A 19492-nucleotide genomic window follows, 5' to 3' on the forward strand; every position below is an offset into this window, starting at 1 on the left:
AACCACCCTATTGCTGTGTTTGAATAGGCCCGCCGCGTGACCGCTGCCCACCCCGATATCGAAGGCTTTATCGAGCGCTGGTCGCCGACCGGCGGGGGGGAGCGCTCGAACTACCAGATGTTCCTGACGGAGCTCTGCAAGCTCATTGGTGCCCCTACACCAACCCGCGGTCAGGACGGCCGGCAGGGCAATGACTACCTCTTCGAGCGGTCCGTACGTGTCCGCAGCATCGACGGCCCGGACACCACCAACTTTATCGACCTCTACAAGCGTGGCTGCTTCGTCCTTGAGGCCAAGCAGAGCAACAAGCGCCGCAGCGAACTGGAGCAACTGGGCCTCGACCTGCCTGAGCCGCAGGTCGGCTCCGGCAAGCGCGGCAGTGCCCAGTGGGACACCCTGATGCGCAATGCCCGCCAGCAGGCGGAGAACTATGCCAAGCGCCTGCCACCGGAGGAGGGCTGGCCGCCGTTCCTCGTCATCGTGGATATCGGCCACGTCATCGAGCTTTACGCCGATTTCTCGCTGCAGGGCAAGCACTACGCCCAGTTCCCCGACCGCCAGTCCTTCCGCATCTACCTGGAAGACCTGCGCGAGCCGAAGGTGCGCGAGCGGCTGCTGAAGATCTGGACCGAGCCGGAGAGCCTGAACCCAGCCCGCCGCACGGCGGAGGTGACGCGCGAGATTGCCGAGTTGCTGGCGAAGCTCTCGACCTCGCTGGAAACCCGCCTGATCCGCGCGCTACCGAAGAACCTGCCGGCGTCGGAGGCCGCACAGCACCACCACACCATCGCCGAGAAGGTGGCGATGTTCCTCATGCGCTGCCTCTTCACCATGTTCGCCGAGGACGTCGGTCTGCTGAAGCGCCAGAGCTTCGTCGGCATGCTGAAGGAATACCGGGGAAATGCCGGCAAGCTGCACCTCGCTCTCATCGACCTTTGGAAGCGCATGAACGAAGGCGGCTTCTCGCCGATCCTTCGGGAAGATGTGCTGCGCTTCAACGGCGGACTCTTTCAGAGCGCCGAGGCTATTGAGATCACCGAAGATGACCTTGATCTTCTGATCATCGCCGCTCAGCGCGAATGGCAGAACGTGGAGCCGGCGATCTTCGGCACCCTGCTGGAGCGCGCCCTCGACCCGCGCGACCGTCACCGCCTGGGCGCCCACTACACGCCGCGCGCCTACGTCGAACGCCTGGTGGTCGCCACGATCATCGAACCGCTGACCGAGGACTGGCGCAACGTGCAGACCGCCATCGCCCAGCACCTGGAAGCCGGCGACAAGAAGGCGGCAATCAAAGAGGCGCAGGACTTCCACCGCGCGCTCTGCAACACCCGCGTGCTCGACCCGGCCTGCGGCACCGGCAATTTCCTCTACGTCTCCCTGGAGCTGATGAAGCGCCTGGAGGGCGAGGTGCTGGAGACCCTGACCGAACTGGGCCACGACCAGTACCTGCTGGAACTGGACCGCCACACCGTGGACCCGCACCAGTTCCTGGGGCTGGAGCTCAACCCGCGTGCCGTCGCCATCGCCGAACTGGTCCTCTGGATCGGCTACCTGCAATGGCACTTCCGCACCCGCGGGCGCACCATGCCGGCCGAGCCGGTGCTGAAGAACTTCCAGAACATCAAGGAGCAGGACGCCGTGCTCGCCTGCGACGGCTGGGACATCCAGCGCGACGCGAACGGCAAGCCGGTGACGCGCTGGGACGGCGTCACCTTCAAGCTGCACCCGGTGACCGGCGAGCTGGTACCCGACGAAGACGGCCGCCGCGAGCTGCTGACCTACAAGAAGCCGCGGCCGGCGGCCTGGCCGGAGGCCACGTTCATCGTCGGCAACCCGCCCTTCATCGGGAACAAGCGCATGATCGAGGAGCTTGGAGAAGGATACACGGAGGCCGTCAGAAAGGCCCATCCTGCCGTCCCAGGCTCGGCCGACTTCGTCATGTACTGGTGGAACACCGCGGCGTCACTCGTAAGAAATGGTCAGACAAAACGCTTTGGCCTTATCACCACCAACAGCATCACTCAGGTTCAGAGCCGCAAGGTCGTTCAATCTCATGTCAGCGCGAAGAAGCGACCTCTGTCTATCAAGTTTGCCATACCAGATCATCCATGGGTCAAGGCAGCGGAGAAAGCTGCTGTACGTGTGGCCATGACGGTAGGTGTCACAGGTAAGCAGGCTGGCAAGCTTGGACGGGTTACTGTGGAGAAGGGCTTAAACACGGATGCACCTGACGTCGAACTGACATTGCTAGAAGGGATGATTGCCGCCGACCTCACGGTTGGCACTGACTTGACATCTGCTGTTCCACTCAAAGCGAATGAACGTCTTTGTTGGCAAGGATGCAAACTCGTCGGAAAGCATTTTCAGATTGATGCGAAGACCCGAGATAGACTCACCGCTGAATCCAATGCCGCTTCTCAGCGGACGCCAAGATATTGGGCAGGGAGCGATATTACTGGAAAGCGAAGATTGCGATATGCAATTGATCTCACGGACTTGACCGCCGAGGAGGCTGGAGAGCAAGTTCCAACTTTGTTGCAGCATGTCATTGACTACGTAAAGCCTGAGCGCGATGCGAATCGTGATCGTGGATTCCGGGAGAAGTGGTGGTTGTTTGGGCGCCGCAGGCCGGAGATGAGAGAGGCCTTACAAGGCATCTCTCGCTACATCGTGACGAGCGAAGTATCGAAGCACCGTATTTTTCGGTTCCTATGCTGGCCGGATGACCTAGTTGATGGATCTATCATTGCCATCGCCCACGACGACCATTGGATATTTGGAGTTCTTTCCTCACGAATTCATATGACATGGGCGATATCTGTAGGAGGGCGAATGGGGATTGGCAACGATCCCCGTTACCAAAATGATACAGTGTTCGACCCCTTCCCCTTCCCCGATCCACCGGAAGACCTGAAAGCGCGCATCCGCGATCTCGGCGAGCGGCTGGACGCCCACCGCAAAACCGTGCTGGAGAAGCACAAGCAGCTCACCATGACCGGGCTCTACAACGTGCTGGAGAAGGTGAAGGCGGGCACGGCGCTGACCGAGGCCGAGAAGGACGTATACGACGCCGGCCTGGTCGGCGTGCTGCGACAGATCCACGCCGAGCTCGACGCCGCCGTCGCCGCGGCCTACGGCTGGCCGGCCGACCTCAGCGACGAAGAAATTCTGGAACGCCTGGTGGCGCTGAACCACCAACGGGCGGCGGAGGAGCGCGAAGGCAAGGTGCGCTGGCTGCGGCCCGAGTTCCAGGCGCCCAAGCAGGCCGAGGCGGCGAAGAAGGCGCGCCAGGTGGAGGCCGAGTTGCTGCCCGGCGAGGAGAAGGCGAAGAAGCCCAAGCTGCCCGCCGCCCTGCCCGAGCAGGTGGCCGCCATCCGCGCTGTGCTGGAGGACTCGGCCAAGCCGCTGTCGGCGCTGCAGCTCAGCCGCCAGTTCGCGCAGGGCAAGCGCGCCGAGAAGAAGGTCGAGGACGTGCTGCGCACCCTCGCCGTGCTGGGCCAGGCGCAGCGCGCCGGCGGCGGCTATATCCTCACCGGCTGATCGCCCGTGACCCGGTAGAGATCGCGAACGGCGGTGGCCCCGCGCCGCCCGCTACCCCCTTCCGCCGCGCTGCAGCCGCTCGTAGGCGTCGCGCTCCAGGATCGTCTTGCCGATGGGCCAGAGCGAGATCGGCACCAGCTTCAGGTGGACCCAGGCGAAGGGGATGCCGATGAGGGTGACGGCCAGGGCGAGCGCCGTCAGGATGTGCAGCAGCGCCAGCCACCAGCCGGCGAGGATCAGCCAGACGAGATTGCCGAGGGTGCCGAGCGGGCCGGTGCCGAGGTCCTCGCGCCCGCTCACCGCCTCGCGCGACACCGCGACGCGGCCGAAGGGCAGGAAGGTGTAGCTGGCGATGTTCAGCGCCGCGCGCGCCCACGGCAGGCCGACGACGGTGAGCGCCATGAGGCCTGCCGCCAGGAGCCAGCCCAGCGCCATCCAGATGCCGCCGAAGACAATCCACAGAAGATTCAGAAGGACGCTGAAGAAGGACATGTCCGTTGGGCCTTTCGCTTGTGTCTTGGGGGTCACGGGGGTGGCCGGGGGCAGCGGGGAGGCTTGCGCCGGCGCCGAGGATAGCACGGACGCGGCGCTGCGGGCCCGCCGGGCCGGCTGCTGAAAATGGCGCCCGCCCTGTGGCCCATCCTTCGAGACGCCGCCTTGCGGCGGCTCCTCAGGATGAGGGTGGCGCTTGAAAGGGCGGCCCGGGCGAAGGCCCGGCGGCCTCAGACGGCCGCGAGGGCGTCCAGCACGCCCGGCAGGGCGTCGAGGTCGGGGATGCGGTGGCGGGCCTCGTAACCCGGCTGGGCGGGGGTATCGCGGTGCAGGCCGGTCAGCACGCGCACCGTCGGCATGCCCTGCCGGTTGAGGTTCACGAAATCCTTGGCCGGGTTGTCGGCGACGTAGACCATGTCGGACCAGGCGCAGCCTTCCAGGGCGCGGATGCGCTCGAAACAATGGATCGAGGGCTTGGCGTGGCGGATGCCGAAGCGGTGGGTGATCATCACCCGGCGAAAACGCGGCCAGAGATCCAGCGCCGTCACCTTGTTCGCCTGCACCACCTTGTGACCGTCGGTCACCAGGTAGAGCGGCGCCTCGTCGCGGTAGCGGTCGAGCACGCGCCGCGCCGCCGGGAACAGCGCCAGGTCCGGGGCGTGATGGCGGTAGACCTTCACCAGCGCCGCGACGCGCCCCCGCGTCGCCAGGCCGTGACGCTCCAGCACCGCGTCGAAGATACGCCCGCGCCCCTCGCGCTCCAGCACCTCGGTCATGCAGCGGAAGGCCTCTTTCGCATCCCAGCCGAAGGCGCGCGCGCCGTGGTCGGCGACGGCATGGAGACCGCTGTCGACGTAGCTGCGCTCGTCATAGAGCGTATCGTCGAGGTCAAAGATCAGGATCATGGATGATGACGTCCTGCGGCAGGCGGACCTGGCGCAGTTCGCCCTCTGCGCGGCGGAACAGCGGCGGCGTGCCCGGCGCGTGGCGCTCGGCGAGACTCCAGCCAAGCAGCTCCAGCCCGGCGGCGATGGAAGCGGTCGAGGCGCCGCCGAAGCGGCAATTGCACTCGATGATCCGAAGTCCCCCTTCGGGTAAGACGATGGCCTGCATCACGGCGGGCCCGTTCAGTTGCAGCGCGCGGAACACCTCGTGCGCCGCCGCCTCCAGCGCCGCGTCGCGGAAGGTCGTGGTGATCTGCGACTCGCCGCCGACGACACGGTCGCGGCGCCGCAGCACGAGGCCGGCGGGCGCGCCGTGACGGTCCATCCAGGCATCGATGGAGATCTCGACGCCGGCGACAAAGGGCTGGAACAGCGGCGCCTGCAGCGCGCGCGCGTGCGCCCGCGCGGCGGCGCGATCCAGCCCCAGCCCGATATTGCGCGAGCCGGCGCCGAAGCGCTCTTTCACCACGAAGGCGCCAGCGTCCAGGGCGTCGATCTCGAGAGCCGCAGGAATGAACGGCAGGCCGCGTTCAGCGCCGATGCGCGCGAAGGCCAGCTTGTCGAGACAGCGCGCGACGCTGTCGGGCGCCGAGACGATGACGTCGATGCCGGCCTCGGCGAACAGCGGCTTGGCTTCGGCCCAGAACGCCAGCTCGCCGTCGCGGGTCGGCAGCACGCTGCCGATGCCGCGCGCCAGGCAGCCCTCGCACAATGCCTCGGGCGTGCTCTCGGCCAGCGGCGGCATGTGCCAGAAGCCATCGGCGGCGTAGCGTGCCGGGGCCTGAGCGTCGACGTCGCCGGCGATGACGGCGGCCCCCGGCACCACCCGCCGGGCCGCCGCCTGCATGGCGCGCACCAGCGGCGCCTTGCGCGCCGCGCTGGTGATGAGGATGTTCTCCGCCGCCGCGCCGCCCATGGCGGTCACCCTGCGTCGGGGTCGGGATCGGCGGCGAGGCAGCCGTGCAGCAGCGAGTCCACCGGCTGGCCGTTGATCCACACATGGCCGCGCAGCCGCCCTTCGCGGCGGAAGCCGCAGGCCTCCAGGGTCGCGATGTGGACAAGGCGCAGGGCATAGGTCTCGGTGTGCAGGCGCGCCAACCCCAGGTCCTCGAAAGCCAGCGTCTTCATCAAGGTCAGGAAGCGGGCAAAGAGGTCCGCCAGTTCGGCGTCGCCGCGCGCCACGGCGGGATCGAGCAGAAAGGAAACCTCGGCGCGGCGATGCTCCCACGCAATGTGGACGAGGCCGCCGTAGCCGATCGGCCGGCCGTCTTCCAGGTAGATGAGCAGGATGTTGCGCGGCTCGGCGGCGTCCTTGTCGGGCCAGATCTCCCGCGCGTAGTAGGCGGCCTGCTGCGGCGACGCAATGGGGGCGGACTGGCGCAGCACGTCGATCTGCGCATTGCGCCAGCAGCGTATCGCCTCAATGTGCTGCGGCTCCACCGCGCGCACGGCGTAGCGGCCGTCGGCGACCTCGGCACGCGGCATGCAGCGGTAGCCGCCGCTGCCCGGAATCGCCTCCGGCCGGTTCATTCCACGACCAGGTAGGAGGTCAGGGGGCTCGCCGGATCGCGCCGGATGGCGTAGCGCGAGAGGCCCAGCACCTCGCGCAGCGCCAGGGTCTCGCCCGGGAACTCCGGCATGTTCAGCTCGTCGAAGGCCAGCACGCTGCCCTTGGTGAGGTGTGGCTGGATCGCCTTCAGGCAGTCGCGCGTGGGCTTGTAGATGTCGAAGTCGAAGTAGGCCAGCGCCACGATGGTCTCGGGATGCGCCTCCAGGTAGGCCGGCAGAGTCTCGGTCGCGTCGCCCTCGACCAGCTCGAACTTGCGCTTGTGCGGGATCGGTGCGTTGGCGTTGTGGAAGTCGAGAATGGTTTCCAGCTGCGCCTTCCAGTTGTCCGAGACGCCGTAGTCGCCGACGCTGGCGTGGGCGCCGTCCTCGCGCGCCACCGCGGGAAAGCCGGAGAAGGTGTCGAAGCCGATGATCTTGCGGTTGTGGTTGTAGGGCTCGTGGATGCCGCGCAGGGAGGAGAACAGCGCCATGTTCTGGCCCCAGCGCACGCCGAACTCCATGATGACGCCGTGCACCGGCACGATCATCTCGTAGAGCTTCTGCATGAAATTGATGCGCGAAAGCGTCTGGCGCGTGAGGAACAGGCCGAGGTTGTCGAGCAGCTCCACATCGGGGACCGGCGTGCCGCGCAGCCGCGCCACCAGGTCCTGCTTGGCGTCGGTTTCGCCCCGGGTCGAGCCCACCAGCGTGCGGATCTCTTTCTTCGCCGTCATGAAACGTTCCCTCAGATCTTCGGCCGCATGAACGCGGTGATGTTGCGGCCCAGGCCGACCTCCGCGAGGGCGGCGTAGAAACGGTTGGCCGCGGGCACACCCGCCTGGCCGATGACGCGCTCCAGCGTGAGGCGCGCGCGGTGGGCGGCGCCGCCCTGGGCGCGGTCGCGCACGTAGTTCGAGCCCTCGTGCGCCAGGAAAAGGTCGATCGGAAAGTCCGCCAGGATGTCGAGGCAGTCCCAGCCGGTCGCCGCCGCCGTGCGCCGCAGACTCTCCGCCGTGAAATAGGAAAGGTGGTCGGGAATGGCGACCCAGAAGCGCTCGGGAATGGCGCCGCTCGCCAGCAGCTCCTCGTGGTAGGCATTGCCGTCGTTGGGCAGCGTGGCGACCAGCAGACCGCCGGGCGCGACGAGGGAGCGCAGCGACTGCAGTAGGCCGAGCGGATCGAGCACGTGCTCCAGCACGTTGCCGAGCCAGACGAGATCGTGGCGCTCGCCGGCCTCGATGCGGCGGTCCAGGAGGGCGAAGACGTCGCCCTGCTCGACGCGGCCGGCGACCTGCGGGTTCATCGCCTCGACACCAGCGCGGCTGTAGTCGATGCCCTGCGCCTGCCAACCCTGCCGCGCGAAGGCCGCGACCACGAAGCCCTCTCCGCAGCCGACGTCGAGCAGGCTGCCCGGCGCGTCGCGGCCCAGCAGCTCCAGCGCGCGGGCGCCGCGCTGGGCGATGCGCTGCTCGATGACGGCCAGCTCCTCCGGCGGATAGGCCTTGCGGAAGCCGCTCTTTTCTTCCTGGTAGTAGGTCCGGGCGTAGTAGTCGGCGAGCTCGGCCTCGCTGGGCCGCTCGGCCACCTCCAGGAAGCCCAGGGCGTGGCGCTTCAGGCGCGGATCGTTCATCCGAAGAGCCTCTCGTGCTTCAGCTCGGCCAGGGCCCAGTCGTCCTCGGTGTCGATGTCCTGCACGCGGCCCGCCGGCAGCACGATCGAGCCGGTGTTCGCCCCCATCAGGACAGGGTCGCGCAGGAAGGCGGCGGTGCGAAACCAGTACCACTGGCCGGCGTCGTGGTAGGCCGGCTGCAGGTCCTGGGAGCGCGCGTTGAGGTGCTCTGGAAAGTTCAGCCGCACGCGGCCGTCGTCGCCGCGCGTGAGCGAGCGCCAGATCGGGTAGCTGAAGGCCGCGACCGGCATGATGACGTCCAAGATTTCCGCCAAGAGCCGCGCCTTGCCGGCCCGCAAGTCCTCGGCGCGCACGAAGGGCGCCGTGGGGTAGAGGCAGCAGGCGAGGTCGAAGGTCTGACCCATCTCCGCATAGCGGTTCAGCACCTCCAGCAGCACGTCGCAGGTGGTCGCGTGGTCGTCGGCGGCCTTGGCCGAGCGCAGAAAGGGCACCTCGGCGCCGCAGGCGCGCGCTGCCGCGGCGATCTCGGCATCGTCGGTGCTGACCATGACGCTGTCGAAGGCGCCGGAGGCGAGCGCCGCTTCGACCGACCACGCCAGCATCGGCCGGCCGCGGAAGGGGCGGATGTTCTTGCGCGGAATCCGCTTGCTGCCGCCGCGCGCCGGAACGATCGCGACACAGCGCGGCGCGGCGCCGCTCATAGCGCCAGCCCGCCTTCGATCATCGAGGGGTCGAGCGGCTCGCCGAACGCAAGATCGCGCGCGGCCTTGCGGCCGATCACCGCGTCGAGGTAGCGGGGCTTCATGCCGTGACCGGGGCGGATCGAGCGCACGTTGTCGTGGGTCAGCACCTCGCCCCTGGCGACCGGCGCGACGACGTAGAGCGAGCGGCGGTTCTTCAGCACCGTGGCCTCGGAGAGGGTCGGCTGGTAGGCCGGCGTGCCGATCGCCGCGCGGGCGATCGCCGCCTCCTCGACCAGGCGCCGGAGTTCCGCCGGCTCCAGCGAGAAGGCGCTGTCGACGCCGCCGTCGGCGCGCGCCAGCGTGAAATGCTTTTCGATCACCGCGGCGCCCAGCGCGACCGCGATGGCCGCGACGGTGGTGCCCAGGGTGTGGTCGGAGAGGCCGACCACGACGCCGAGGCGGCGCTGCAGGTCGGCGATGGTGGCGAGGTTGGCCTCCTCGGGCGGCGTCGGATAGGCGGCGGTGCAGTGCAGCACCACCAGGTCCTCGGCGCCGGCGCCGCGCGCCGCGGCGACCGCCTCCTCGATCTCTTCCAGGCTCGCCATCCCGGTCGACATGATGATCGGCTTGCCGGTGCGCGCGACCTTGCGGATCAGCGGGATGTCGATCAGTTCCGGCGAGGCGATCTTGTAGGCCGGGGCGCCCAGGCTCTCGAGGAAGTCCACCGCCGTCGGGTCGAAGGGCGAGGAGAACACCGTGATGCCGAGATCGCGCGCGCGGGCGAAGATTTCCGGATGCCACTCCCAGGGGGTGTGCGCCTCCTCGTAGAGCTCGTAGAGGCGGCGGCCGGCCCAGAGGCCGCTTTCGACCATGAATTCGGGCCCGTGGTGGTCGATGGTGATGGTGTCGGCGCGGTAGGTCTGCAGCTTCACCGCGTCGGCGCCGGCGGCCTTGGCCGCCTCCAGGATCCGGAAGGTGCGCTCGATCTCGCCGTTATGGTTGCCCGACATCTCGGCAATGATGTACGGCGGCTCGTCCGGCCCGATGCGGCGGCCGGCGATCTGCAGTGTCCTGACGGGAGCCCTGGTGGCGGGAGCCATAAGCCTGATCTGCCTGTTGGCTGTTGCGACGGTAATTCTTACCGCCCCGCGGCTTACCTCATGGTTAATAAACCATGTTCGACCTGTGAAAAAGCCGGCGCAAGCCCGCGCGGGCGCTGACGGCGGAGCGCCGGGAACGGGCGCCGGGAAAAGAGCGACGATGTGGTGGAAAAAGCCTGGCGTCCCCTAGGGGAGTCGAACCCCTGTTTTCGCCGTGAGAGGGCGACGTCCTAGGCCACTAGACGAAGGGGACCAATGGCCGGAAGGGCGGTTGTGTAGCCCAAGACGGCGGGGCTTGCAAGTCCCCTCTGCGCGCCCGCGCAAGGGGCTTGGGGGTGGGGCAGCGGCGGGGCTGGATCGGCGGAGCTGGGGCAGCCTCGCCCTTCGAGACGCCGCCTGGCGGCGGCTCCTCAGGGTGAGGCTCTGTGTTGGGTTGGCGCCGGCTCGGGGCGCCGGCTCGGGGCGCCGGTGTCGGGGCGCCGGTCTCAGGGCGGCGTTTGGGCGGAGGACGGCACCGCCTTCACCCGGCCGATCTCGCGGCCGCTGGCGAGGTCGACGATCACCAGCAGCTGGCAGCCGCGCGCCGGCTGGCCGGTGAAGCGCACCACCAGGCGGTCGCCGGCCAGCTCGCTGGCCGCCAGGCTGCAGCCGTCGGGGACCGCCAGGTCGAGGGTGCCGAAGGGCGTGACGGCCGTGGGGGTGGAGACCACCCCGGCGGGGGCGATCCCCGGGGCAGCGGGCGGCGCCGCCGGCGCCTCGTCCCCAGCCCCGTCTCCTCCGGTGCGCGTGATCAGGCCGTAGACCAGCAGCACCATGCCGGCAACGATCAGCACGGCCATGAAGATGACGAGGGCTTTGAGCGCTTGCATCGGGTAGAACCCCTGGCTAACCACAGCAGTCGGGTCCCGGGCAACCGGGCCACGGGGGAATCGGGCGCGGCGCCGGGCCGGGCGCCGCATCCTGAGACCGAAAGGCGAGGAAGCATGACGGCCCCTGAGGGTCAAGAAGAGATGGCCGGCGACCAGGAAGCCGGAAACCAGGCGGCCGGGTCGCAGGAAGCCGGGGCGCAGGCGCTCAGCGTCACCGCCGGCGCGGCCGAGGCCGGCCAGCGCCTGGACCGCCTGCTGGCCGCCGCCCTGCCGCAACTCTCGCGCAGCCGCCTGCAGACGCTGATCGCCGAGGGCCGGGTCCGCTGCGCCGGCCAGGCGGTGACCACGCCCTCGGCCAAGGTGAAGGCCGGCCAAACTTTCGCCATCATCGTGCCCGAAGCTCGGCCCGTCGCCCTGGAGGCCCAGGCGATCCCGCTGGAAATCCTCTACGAGGACCGCGACCTCATCGTGCTGAACAAACCCGCCGGCCTGGTCGTCCACCCCGCCGCCGGCAACCCGGACAAGACCCTGGTGAACGCGCTGATGGCGCACTGCGGCCCCGACCTGACCGGCGTCGGCGGCGGCATCGGCGGCGAGCAGCGCCCGGGCATCGTCCACCGCCTGGACAAGGACACCTCCGGCCTGATGGTGGCGGCCAAGACCGAGGCCGCCCACAAGGGCCTCAGCGCGGCCTTCGCCGACCGCAGCATCGAGCGCGCCTACCAGGCGCTGGTCTGGGGCCTGCCCCAGCCCGCTGCGGGCACGATCACCGGCAACATCGGCCGCAACCCGAAGAACCGCAAGAAAATGGCGGTCGTGAAGCACGGCGGGCGGCCGGCAGAGACCGCCTACAAAGTGATCGAAACGTACCAGAACGGCCGCGTCAGCCTGCTAGAGTGCCACCTGAAGACCGGGCGCACCCACCAGATCCGGGTTCACCTGGCGGAGGCCGGCCACCCTCTGCTCGGCGACCCGCTGTACGGGCGCCAGGGAACCGCCGGGCGCCGCGCCCGTTTGCTTCCAGAGGCGGCACAGACCGCCCTGGGCGCCCTCGGACGCCAGGCCCTGCATGCGAAAACCCTGGGTTTTCAACACCCTGTCAGCGGGGAGCGCTTGCAATTTGAAAGCGTATTACCATCTGACATAAGTGCCTTGATCCGCTCCTTAGAATCGTTTTAAATATACTGGAGCAAATTGGTCAGGTATGGTTTCAAGAGTTGGACATCCAGGAATTTGACGTCGGGGCCAAGGGGGGTCCGTGCCAGAGTCTGATGCGACGGCGTGACGCTTTCCCGCGACGGCCCAGCGACGGCCCCGCGACGGCATTGCGGCCGGCGGTGAGCGCAGCAGAGTTCTTTAAGGCGGGCCCGTCCCCAAGGGCCCTAGAGGAGTGACGGAGATGGCGGCAAAAGTTCCGGTTCTCGTTCCCGAAGGCAATCTCAGCGGTTACCTGCAGGAAATCCGCAAGTTCCCGATGCTGGAGCAGAACGAGGAGTACATGCTCGCCAAGTCCTGGCGCGAGCGCGGCGACACCGAGGCGGCCCACAAGCTGGTCACCTCGCACCTGCGTCTGGTGGCCAAGATCGCCATGGGCTATCGCGGCTACGGCCTGCCGCTGTCCGAGCTGATCTCGGAAGGCAACGTCGGCATGATGCAGGCGGTCAAGCGCTTCGATCCGGAGCGCGGCTTCCGCCTGGCAACCTATGCCATGTGGTGGATCCGCGCCTCGATCCAGGAGTACATCCTGCATTCCTGGTCGCTGGTGAAGATGGGCACCACCGCCTCGCAGAAGAAACTGTTCTTCAACCTGCGCAAGCTGAAGGGTCAGCTGAAGGCGATGGAGGAAGGCGACCTGCATCCGGAGAACGTCTCCAAGATCGCCGAGACCCTGGGCGTGCCGGAGCAGGACGTGGTGTCGATGAACCGCCGCCTGTCCGCCCCGGACCATTCGCTGAACGCGCCGCTGCGCATCGACGGCGACGGCGAGTGGCAGGACTGGCTGGTCGACGAGGGCGAGGACCAGGAAAGCCTGCTCGCCGAGTCCGAGGAGATGGGCAAGCGCCGCACCCTGCTGAAGTCGGCCATGGCCAACCTCAACGAGCGCGAGCGCCACATCCTGGAAGAACGCCGCCTGAAGGACGAGCCGACGACGCTGGAAGACCTGTCGCAGGAATACGGCATCAGCCGCGAGCGCGTGCGCCAGATCGAGGTGCGCGCCTTCGAGAAGCTGCAGAAGGCGATCCGCAACGCCGCCATCGACGAGCGCCTGGCGGTCAACTGAGCGAGGCCGGGCGGTCAGCCCGCCTCCCCCAGGCTGTCGCCCTACTGCATTCACACGTCTCTCGCGGTTTGCCCGCAATGTTTCCACACACATACCGTTGTCGTCCCGGGATCAAGTCCCGGGACGACAGCCCTGGTTTGGCAGGGGCGAACCTCTGCTGCATGCGATGGGCGAATGCGGGGGACCGATCGCAGCGGGAACTGCCGGTCTTCACCGCGCGCGGCGTGGCGGTACCAGTTCGGCTTCCGTGACTTCCGGCTCTTCTTCGTCCTCGGCGCCTTCGCCCGCCTCCGCGTCGTCGTCGTCGCCCGACGGTATCACGCCGATGCCCTCGGCGACCGCGTGCCCCCACTCGGCGATCAGCGCCTTCTGCCGCTTGACCAGGCCGCGGATGCGGTTCTGCGTGGTCATGCGGTAGTAGCTGCCGACGATGTTGGGCATGAAGCCGAAAATCAGCCAGCCGCAGGAAGCGGCGCCGTAGGCGACCACCCAGACGTAGACGTCGCCGAGCAGGTCCATGGCGACGGGATGGTTCTGGCCGCGCGCCCACAGCGTGATGATCGCCGGCAGGGTACCGGCGAAGTTCAGCATGCCGACGGTGGCCGCCAGGTGCTTTTCCTTCGAGCGGTCGGTCATGTAGGCGACCCAGGTCGGCGCCATCATGGTGAAGAACACCAGCGTGGTCGGCAGCAACACCGCGGCGAAGGGAAACAGGATGATGAGGGCGAGCACCTTCACCCAGGTCCTGGGCCCGCGGCGCGCCTTGCCGGCCTTGCGCTGGCCCTGGGAAGCCGCCTTGCCCGGGCCGCCCTTGCCTTGAGCCCCGCTGCCTTGAGCCCCGCCGCCCTGAGGCTGACCCCTTACCGCAACCGCCTTTGCCATCGCCGCCTCCTAGAGCGCCGCATTCAAGGTGATCAGCATCACCGCTACCGCCGCGATGACGCCGGAGACGACGCTGGCGGCTTCGCGGCCGCTGGCGCGCACCACCGCCGGCCTGGTCAGGCCGCCATTGCGCAGCCAGTTCATCTGCTCGACCAGCGCGGCGAACTCGCGGCGGGCGAGCAGGAAGCCCTGCTCGTCGGCGGCGCGCCGGTCCGGGTTGTCGATCAGGGCGACCAAGGACGAAAGATGCCCCTTGCCGGCCAGCTGCTGCAGCACTTCGGTCATCTGCTCGCGCCGGGTCCGGTTGCGGAACTTGTCGACCGCAGGCTTCAGCAGCGCCGCGCACCAGCCGGCGAGATGCGGCAGGCGCTCCGGCCCGACCGCTTCCTGGATCTCCGCGAAGAGGCGGACCAGGCCGAGATTGTGGATGTCCTCGCGCTCGGTCTCCGACATCTCGGCGAAGGCCCGGTCGAGCGACATCTTCGAGCGCGCCGAGGCGAAGCCGGCGATGTGCCAGTCGATCGGCAGGCGGTCGGTCTTGCCCTGCTGCGCCAGGCGCTCGAGCGCCGGCAGCAGATCGCTCAGGTCGGCGACGTAGTCGCCTTCCAGCAGCGGGCTCTGGCAGGGCCACGAGGTATTGAGAGAATAGAGCGCGCGCTCCAGGCCGTAGCCGATGCGCGGCTTGGTCAGGTGCATGGCGACCATGTCGAAGGCGCGCACGAAGGCGACGACGTCGGCGCGCACCTGCGGCTGCACCTCGATCCACATCTGCGGCAGCTTGTGCAGGATGATCTCGGCGAAGATCTGCCGGCGCTCGTCGTTGTGGTAGTTGACGGCAAAAGCGGTGGACAGGCCCTGCAGGCGCACGGCGACCTGCTTGTAGCGGATCGGCGCCTGGCCATCGAGCGCCATCAGCACGCGCGACAGCATGCGGTCGGCCACGGCCGAGCCGCCGCCGCCGATGCCGATCACCACCTGGGTGGCCGCGCCCACCGCGTCGGCGCGGCGGTCGTCGGCCAGCGACCGGCGGATCCAGCGCTCCAGATCCGGCGTCTTGATGACGTCCAGCGCCTCCGCCCAGTGACGCCCCATGGCGTAGGACAGCGCCGAGGCGTTGGCGTACTCGATCTCCTTGAAGGGAAACAGGCGCGCGGCCTTGGGCGGCAGCAGCGCCTGCTTCGGGCTCAGATGGCGCCCGTTCAGCCACAGCTGCAGATCGCCGTGGCGCCAGCGCTCGTCCGGATCGTCGCACAGCAGGCCGCGCAGCACCTCGACCATCGGCAGCGAGAGGCGCGTGTCGCCGACCAGGGTGGCATAGGAGCCCTTGCTGATCTTCGACTCGACGATCTCTTCCTCGGTCATGTCGGGCACCGGGTTGCCGCCGCACAGCAGCACCAGGAGCAGAACGCCCAGCGCATAGTAGTCGTCGGCGGGATCGCCGTGGCCGCGCCCCTCGGGCATCGCCATGGCGCCGTCGATCGGCTCGTAGATCGACGGCTGCGCCATCGCCGGCGGCAGCGAGAAGCACTCGCCCAGCATCACCGCGTCGCGGGTGCCGTTGGTGAAGAACAGGTTGTCGGCGCGGATCGCGCGGTGGGTCAGGTTGCGCCCGCCGAGTTCCTTGAACACCGGCATCAGCGGGTTGAGCACCAGGCGGACCACGCGGTCCTCGCGCCAGGGCTCGAAGCTGGCATCGGGGCCCGTGGCGATGCGCTCGCCGCCGGGCTGGTTCAGGATGATGACGAAGCGGCGCGCCTTTTCCGGCGGCCAGTCGACCACGCCCCAGCGTAGCGGTGTGACCAGCGGCAGGCGGTTGAAGCGGGCGAAGCTGTTCAGCGCCTCGGTGCGCGGGGCAAGATCGCGGCGGCACACCAGGGCGAAGAGCGCCTTGGGCGAACCGCGCTCGTCGGTGGCCTGATAGGCGCGCACGCCGCCGGCGGCGTCCAGCGCCGGCATCGGCTGGTCGGGGTGCACACGGTAGCGCTCGGCCACCATGACGAGGCCATTGTCGTCACTCATTGCGGCGTCCGCTGCCCGTTGCTGTCTGCTCGTTGCTGTTGAAAGCGAAGGACTTCCGCCCGGCGGTCTATCAACCAGCCCGGGAGGCCACAGTTAACAGCAATAAGGAAAACAGAACGTTAAAGGCGCCCGGGCGGAACCACGGTTTTTCGCACTTTTGGGCGCCTTTGCGGCGGGGGTCAGTCGGCGAAGGGGTCGCGTACCAGGATGGTGTCGTCGCGCTCCGGCGAGGTTGAGAGCAGCGCGACCGGAACCTCGATCAGCTCCTCCAGGCGGCGGATGTACTTCACCGCCTGGGCGGGAAGCTGTGCCCAGGAGCGCGCGCCCATGGTGCTCTCGGCCCAGCCGGGAATGCTCTCGTAGAGCGGCTTGGCCCTGGCCTGGCGCGACGGCTGAGCCGGCAGGTAGTCGAGGCGCTCGCCGTCGACCTCGTAGCCGACGCAGACCTTGATCTCCTCCAGGCCGTCCAGGACGTCCAGCTTGGTCAGCGCGATGCCGTCGATGCCGGCGATCTTGGCGGCCTGGCGCACCATCACCGCGTCGAACCAGCCGCAGCGCCGCTTGCGCCCGGTCACCACGCCGAACTCGCGCCCGCGCGCGCCCAGCAACTCGCCGATCTCGTCGGTCAGCTCGGTCGGGAACGGCCCGCTGCCGACGCGGGTGGTGTAGGCCTTGGTGATGCCGAGCACGAAGTCCAGCGCCGAGGGGCCCATGCCGGAGCCGGCGGCGGCGCTGCCGGCCACGGTGTTCGACGACGTCACGTAAGGATAGGTACCGTGGTCGACGTCCAGCATGACGCCCTGCGCGCCCTCGAAGAGGATGCGTTTGCGGCTGCGGCGCGCCGCATCGAGGCTCTGCCACACGCGGTCGGCGAAGGGCAGGATGCGCGGCGCCAGCGCCAGCAGGCTGGCGACGATCTCGTCGGCCGTGTACTCCGGCTGGCCGAGGCCGCGCAGCAGCGCGTTGTTGTGCACCAGAAGGCCCTCGACGCGCTGGCGCAGCAGCTCCGGGTCGGCGAGGTCGCAGAGGCGCACCGCGCGGCGGCCGACCTTGTCTTCATAGGCCGGGCCGATGCCGCGCCCGGTGGTGCCGATCTTGCCATCGCCCTTGGCCGTCTCGCGCGCGCGGTCGACCGCGCCGTGCATCGGCAGGATGAGGGCGACGCTCTCGGCGATGCGCAGGCGCTCCGGCGTCACCTCGACGCCCTGCGCGCGGATGCGGTCGATCTCCTCGATCAGCGCCCAGGGGTCCACCACCACGCCGTTGCCGATGACCGACAGCTTGTCCTTGCGCACCACGCCCGAGGGCAGCAGCGAGAGCTTGAAGACCTCGCCGCCGATGACCAGGGTGTGGCCGGCGTTGTGGCCGCCCTGGTAGCGCACCACGACGTCAGCGCGCTCCGACAGCCAGTCGACGATCTTGCCCTTGCCTTCGTCCCCCCATTGGGACCCGACGACGACCACATTAGCCATGATGGATCAGTCCTTCAGTTCTGAAACAGCGCCGTCGGCGAAGCAGTGGCTGCAGCCGAGGCGGCGCGCTTCGGCCGCGGTATCGGCGGCCGGCGTGAGACCGGCCACGGTGACCCAGCCTTCCGCGCGCAGACGCCGCCCCTCGTCCGGCGCGGTGCCGGCCGGCAGGAAGATGCGCCGCGCCGGGGCCGGCGACGGCAGCGCCCGCAGCACGGTATCCATGAAGAGCGTGAAGCCGGTCGAGGATTCCGCCGCGCCGTTCGGCCCCGCGGCGTCGTAGCGGCCGCCGCGGCCCAGTTCGCCGCGCACGCCCTTGGCGAAGAGAATGAAGCTGATGCCGGTCTGGTACTCGAAGCCGCGGTGCTCGACCGGATCGACGGTGAGGCGGGCGCCGGGCGCCGCCTGCCTGATGCGCGCGACCACGGCGGCGAGGCGCTGCATCTCGGCGGCGGCGGCCGCCGGCAGCTGCAGCGCCGTCAGCGCGGCCAGTGCTTTGTCGGCCGGGCCCGCCGTGCGCAGCAGGGCCTGAAAGAGTTTGTCGTGCTTGCCGGAGAGCGCGCGCACCGCCGCGGAGTCCTTGCGGTCCAATGCGGCGCGCAGCTCGGCCACCTCGGCATCGGCAAGGCCCAGGTCGCGCGCCAAGGCGCCGACCAGCGGCGGCGTGTTGATGTCGACGGAGAGTTCCTGCACGCCGACGGCGCTCAGCGCCTCGATGGCCAGCAGCGCGACCTCGGCATCGCCGGTCTCCTGCGGCGCCCCGATCAGCTCGACGCCGACCTGGGCGAACTGGCGCTCGGGGCGCAGCTGGCTGCCGCGGACCTGCAGCACCTGGCCGCCGTAGCAGAGACGCAAAGGGCGCGCGGCCTTCCGCAGGCGCGTCGCCGCGATGCGCGCGACCTGCGGCGTCAAGTCGGCGCGCAGGCCCATCATGCGCTGGCTCACCGGATCCATCAGGCGGAAGGTCTGCCCGGCCAGCGCGGCGCCGGCGCCGGTCAGCAGCGCCTCCTCGAACTCCAGCAGCGGCGGCTTCACCCGGTCGTAGCCCTGGGCCTGGAAAGCGGCGATCAGGCGCTCGACCACCGCCGATTCGTGCGCGGCGAGTGGCGGCAGCACATCCTGCAGGCCGGCCGGTAAGAGGCCCTTTTCGGTGTGTTGGGTCATGGCAGCTGATCGGCGGAGAAGATGCGGTCCGGTTCCATGGGCCCAGGTTCCTGGGCAGGGCATGGAAGCGGGCGGGTTCCGCTTCCGCTCTCTGTTAGCAGCCTTCACCCGGAGGGGCAAACAGAAATCCGCCGCACGGTCTCGACATCGGGCCGGAAAGAGCGGGAAATCAAGCGGTTAAAGCGGCTTGCCCGGCCGGTGCCAGGCGTAGACACTGGGGCGTAGGCCCTGGGCCGTAGACCCTGGACCGTACACACTGGGCCCGATACCGCAGCCATCACACCCGATCCCCTCTTGCGCCTCTCCTTCCCCCTCTTCGCCCCGCCCGGCACCCTGGCCGCCGAGAGCCGCGGCGCCGACCGCTTCCTCGGCGTGCTGCTGATCGCGGCGGCGGCGGCACTGGTGGCCGGCTGGCTGCTGCCGGTGATGACGGTGCGCACCCTGCTGGTGTTCTACGACGAGGTCTCCATCCTCACCGGCGCCTTCCGCCTGCTGGAGAGCGGCGACGTCGCCCTCTTCGTCCTCATCGTGCTGTTCACCGTGGTGCTGCCGGTCGGCAAGCTGATCTTCGCCTGGCTCGCCTGGAGCCGCCTCAGGGTCGACGACCCGCGCGTGCGCCGGGTGCTCGGCTGGGTCGAGACGATCGGCCGCTGGTCGATGCTCGACGTCTTCGTCGTCGCCATGCTGGTGGTCGTCATCAAGCTGTCGCTGATCTCCGACGTGGCGATCCACGCCGGACTCTACGTCTTCGTCGCCGCGGTGGTGCTCTCCATGGTCGCCGTGCGCCGCATCGCCGTGCTGGCACATCGCCGGCTCGCCGGCGACTCCCCCTCACCCAGCTCCGCGTAAGCCCGATCTCACGATCGCG

Annotated in this window: 17 protein-coding genes and 1 tRNA gene; 4 read left to right on the plus strand and 14 right to left on the minus strand. The window is 68.8% G+C overall.

All coding sequences use genetic code 11. From position 1 onward, the window contains the following. The first annotated feature begins 36 nt into the window (after positions 1-36). Positions 37-3543, plus strand: a complete 3507-nt coding sequence (locus WDC82_RS24585) for a DNA methyltransferase (RefSeq protein WP_340120088.1) — start codon at positions 37-39, stop codon at positions 3541-3543. 51 nt (positions 3544-3594) lie between these two features. Here WDC82_RS24585 and WDC82_RS24590 read toward each other — a convergent pair whose 3' ends face one another. The 10 genes from WDC82_RS24590 to WDC82_RS24635 all read right to left on the minus strand — a co-directional run bounded on the left by WDC82_RS24590 (position 3595) and on the right by WDC82_RS24635 (position 10809). After that, positions 3595-4035, minus strand: a complete 441-nt coding sequence (locus WDC82_RS24590; protein ID WP_340120090.1) for a YccF domain-containing protein — start codon at positions 4033-4035, stop codon at positions 3595-3597. Between the two features lie 230 nt (positions 4036-4265). Then, positions 4266-4940 carry an HAD family hydrolase gene (locus tag WDC82_RS24595; RefSeq protein WP_340120092.1) on the minus strand — a complete coding sequence of 225 codons (675 nt, stop codon included), beginning with the start codon at positions 4938-4940 and terminating at the stop codon, positions 4266-4268. Then, positions 4924-5895 carry an ATP-grasp domain-containing protein gene (locus WDC82_RS24600; RefSeq protein WP_340120094.1) on the minus strand — a complete coding sequence of 324 codons (972 nt, stop codon included), beginning with the start codon at positions 5893-5895 and terminating at the stop codon, positions 4924-4926. Before WDC82_RS24600 ends, WDC82_RS24595 begins: the two co-directional genes overlap by 17 nt. Before the next feature lie 5 nt (positions 5896-5900). Continuing rightward, positions 5901-6509 carry a GNAT family N-acetyltransferase gene (locus tag WDC82_RS24605; protein WP_340120095.1) on the minus strand — a complete coding sequence of 203 codons (609 nt, stop codon included), beginning with the start codon at positions 6507-6509 and terminating at the stop codon, positions 5901-5903. Then, a complete protein-coding gene (locus tag WDC82_RS24610) occupies positions 6506-7261 on the minus strand; it encodes a class I SAM-dependent methyltransferase (RefSeq protein WP_340120096.1) in 756 nt (251 codons plus the stop codon). The genes WDC82_RS24605 and WDC82_RS24610 overlap by 4 nt, the downstream gene beginning before the upstream one ends. 11 nt (positions 7262-7272) lie before the next feature. Next, positions 7273-8157, minus strand: a complete 885-nt coding sequence (locus WDC82_RS24615; protein WP_340120097.1) for a methyltransferase domain-containing protein — start codon at positions 8155-8157, stop codon at positions 7273-7275. Beyond that, positions 8154-8858, minus strand: a complete 705-nt coding sequence (pseF, locus tag WDC82_RS24620) for a pseudaminic acid cytidylyltransferase (RefSeq protein ID WP_340120098.1) — start codon at positions 8856-8858, stop codon at positions 8154-8156. Before pseF ends, WDC82_RS24615 begins: the two co-directional genes overlap by 4 nt. After that, positions 8855-9940, minus strand: coding sequence for a pseudaminic acid synthase (gene pseI / locus WDC82_RS24625; protein ID WP_340120099.1), 1086 nt, complete (start codon positions 9938-9940; stop codon positions 8855-8857). The genes pseF and pseI overlap by 4 nt, the downstream gene beginning before the upstream one ends. A gap of 177 nt (positions 9941-10117) precedes the next feature. Continuing rightward, positions 10118-10193, minus strand: a tRNA-Glu gene (locus WDC82_RS24630). 232 nt (positions 10194-10425) lie between these two features. Then, positions 10426-10809, minus strand: coding sequence for a hypothetical protein (locus WDC82_RS24635; protein WP_340120100.1), 384 nt, complete (start codon positions 10807-10809; stop codon positions 10426-10428). Positions 10810-10923: 114 nt separating this feature from the next. Here WDC82_RS24635 and WDC82_RS24640 point away from each other — a divergent pair, with 114 nt between their 5' ends. Both WDC82_RS24640 and rpoH read left to right on the plus strand, forming a co-directional pair. Next, the gene (locus WDC82_RS24640; RefSeq protein WP_340120101.1) at positions 10924-11988 is read left to right on the plus strand and encodes an RluA family pseudouridine synthase; all 1065 of its coding nucleotides are present in this window, start codon (positions 10924-10926) and stop codon (positions 11986-11988) included. A gap of 220 nt (positions 11989-12208) precedes the next feature. Further along, on the plus strand, positions 12209-13090 hold the full coding sequence (gene rpoH, locus WDC82_RS24645) for an RNA polymerase sigma factor RpoH (RefSeq protein WP_340120103.1): 882 nt from the start codon (positions 12209-12211) through the stop codon (positions 13088-13090). 210 nt (positions 13091-13300) lie between these two features. Here the strand turns inward: rpoH and WDC82_RS24650 are convergent, their stop codons facing one another. From WDC82_RS24650 to WDC82_RS24665, 4 genes are all read right to left on the minus strand, one after another. After that, entirely contained in the window at positions 13301-13972 is a 672-nt protein-coding gene (locus WDC82_RS24650) for a hypothetical protein (RefSeq protein ID WP_340120104.1), read from the minus strand. A gap of 9 nt (positions 13973-13981) precedes the next feature. Continuing rightward, positions 13982-15991, minus strand: coding sequence for a hypothetical protein (locus tag WDC82_RS24655; protein ID WP_340120106.1), 2010 nt, complete (start codon positions 15989-15991; stop codon positions 13982-13984). Between the two features lie 179 nt (positions 15992-16170). Continuing rightward, positions 16171-17463: an adenylosuccinate synthase gene (locus WDC82_RS24660; RefSeq protein ID WP_340120108.1), complete on the minus strand. Its 1293-nt coding sequence runs from the start codon at positions 17461-17463 to the stop codon at positions 16171-16173. A 6-nt stretch (positions 17464-17469) separates the two neighbouring features. Beyond that, positions 17470-18624, minus strand: coding sequence for an ATP phosphoribosyltransferase regulatory subunit (locus tag WDC82_RS24665; RefSeq protein ID WP_340120109.1), 1155 nt, complete (start codon positions 18622-18624; stop codon positions 17470-17472). Positions 18625-18918: 294 nt separating this feature from the next. Between WDC82_RS24665 and WDC82_RS24670 the strand changes: the two genes are divergently transcribed. Further along, positions 18919-19473: a paraquat-inducible protein A gene (locus tag WDC82_RS24670; protein ID WP_340120111.1), complete on the plus strand. Its 555-nt coding sequence runs from the start codon at positions 18919-18921 to the stop codon at positions 19471-19473. The last annotated feature ends 19 nt before the right edge of the window (positions 19474-19492 follow it).

Source organism: Pelagibius sp. 7325 (genome assembly GCF_037652055.1).
Lineage (GTDB): Bacteria > Pseudomonadota > Alphaproteobacteria > Kiloniellales > Kiloniellaceae > Pelagibius.

Excerpts from the sequence above, each read along its gene's own strand:
- WDC82_RS24590 (WP_340120090.1), bottom strand. The coding sequence starts at position 4,035 with ATGTCCTTCTTCAGCGTCCTTCTGAATCTTCTGTGGATTGTCTTCGGC.
- WDC82_RS24595 (WP_340120092.1), bottom strand. The coding sequence starts at position 4,940 with ATGATCCTGATCTTTGACCTCGACGATACGCTCTATGACGAGCGCAGC.
- WDC82_RS24600 (WP_340120094.1), bottom strand. The coding sequence starts at position 5,895 with ATGGGCGGCGCGGCGGCGGAGAACATCCTCATCACCAGCGCGGCGCGC.
- WDC82_RS24605 (WP_340120095.1), bottom strand. The coding sequence starts at position 6,509 with ATGAACCGGCCGGAGGCGATTCCGGGCAGCGGCGGCTACCGCTGCATG.
- WDC82_RS24610 (WP_340120096.1), bottom strand. The coding sequence starts at position 7,261 with ATGACGGCGAAGAAAGAGATCCGCACGCTGGTGGGCTCGACCCGGGGC.
- WDC82_RS24615 (WP_340120097.1), bottom strand. The coding sequence starts at position 8,157 with ATGAACGATCCGCGCCTGAAGCGCCACGCCCTGGGCTTCCTGGAGGTG.
- pseF (WP_340120098.1), bottom strand. The coding sequence starts at position 8,858 with ATGAGCGGCGCCGCGCCGCGCTGTGTCGCGATCGTTCCGGCGCGCGGC.
- pseI (WP_340120099.1), bottom strand. The coding sequence starts at position 9,940 with ATGGCTCCCGCCACCAGGGCTCCCGTCAGGACACTGCAGATCGCCGGC.
- WDC82_RS24635 (WP_340120100.1), bottom strand. The coding sequence starts at position 10,809 with ATGCAAGCGCTCAAAGCCCTCGTCATCTTCATGGCCGTGCTGATCGTT.
- WDC82_RS24640 (WP_340120101.1), top strand. The coding sequence starts at position 10,924 with ATGACGGCCCCTGAGGGTCAAGAAGAGATGGCCGGCGACCAGGAAGCC.
- rpoH (WP_340120103.1), top strand. The coding sequence starts at position 12,209 with ATGGCGGCAAAAGTTCCGGTTCTCGTTCCCGAAGGCAATCTCAGCGGT.
- WDC82_RS24650 (WP_340120104.1), bottom strand. The coding sequence starts at position 13,972 with ATGGCAAAGGCGGTTGCGGTAAGGGGTCAGCCTCAGGGCGGCGGGGCT.
- WDC82_RS24655 (WP_340120106.1), bottom strand. The coding sequence starts at position 15,991 with ATGAGTGACGACAATGGCCTCGTCATGGTGGCCGAGCGCTACCGTGTG.
- WDC82_RS24660 (WP_340120108.1), bottom strand. The coding sequence starts at position 17,463 with ATGGCTAATGTGGTCGTCGTCGGGTCCCAATGGGGGGACGAAGGCAAG.
- WDC82_RS24665 (WP_340120109.1), bottom strand. The coding sequence starts at position 18,624 with ATGACCCAACACACCGAAAAGGGCCTCTTACCGGCCGGCCTGCAGGAT.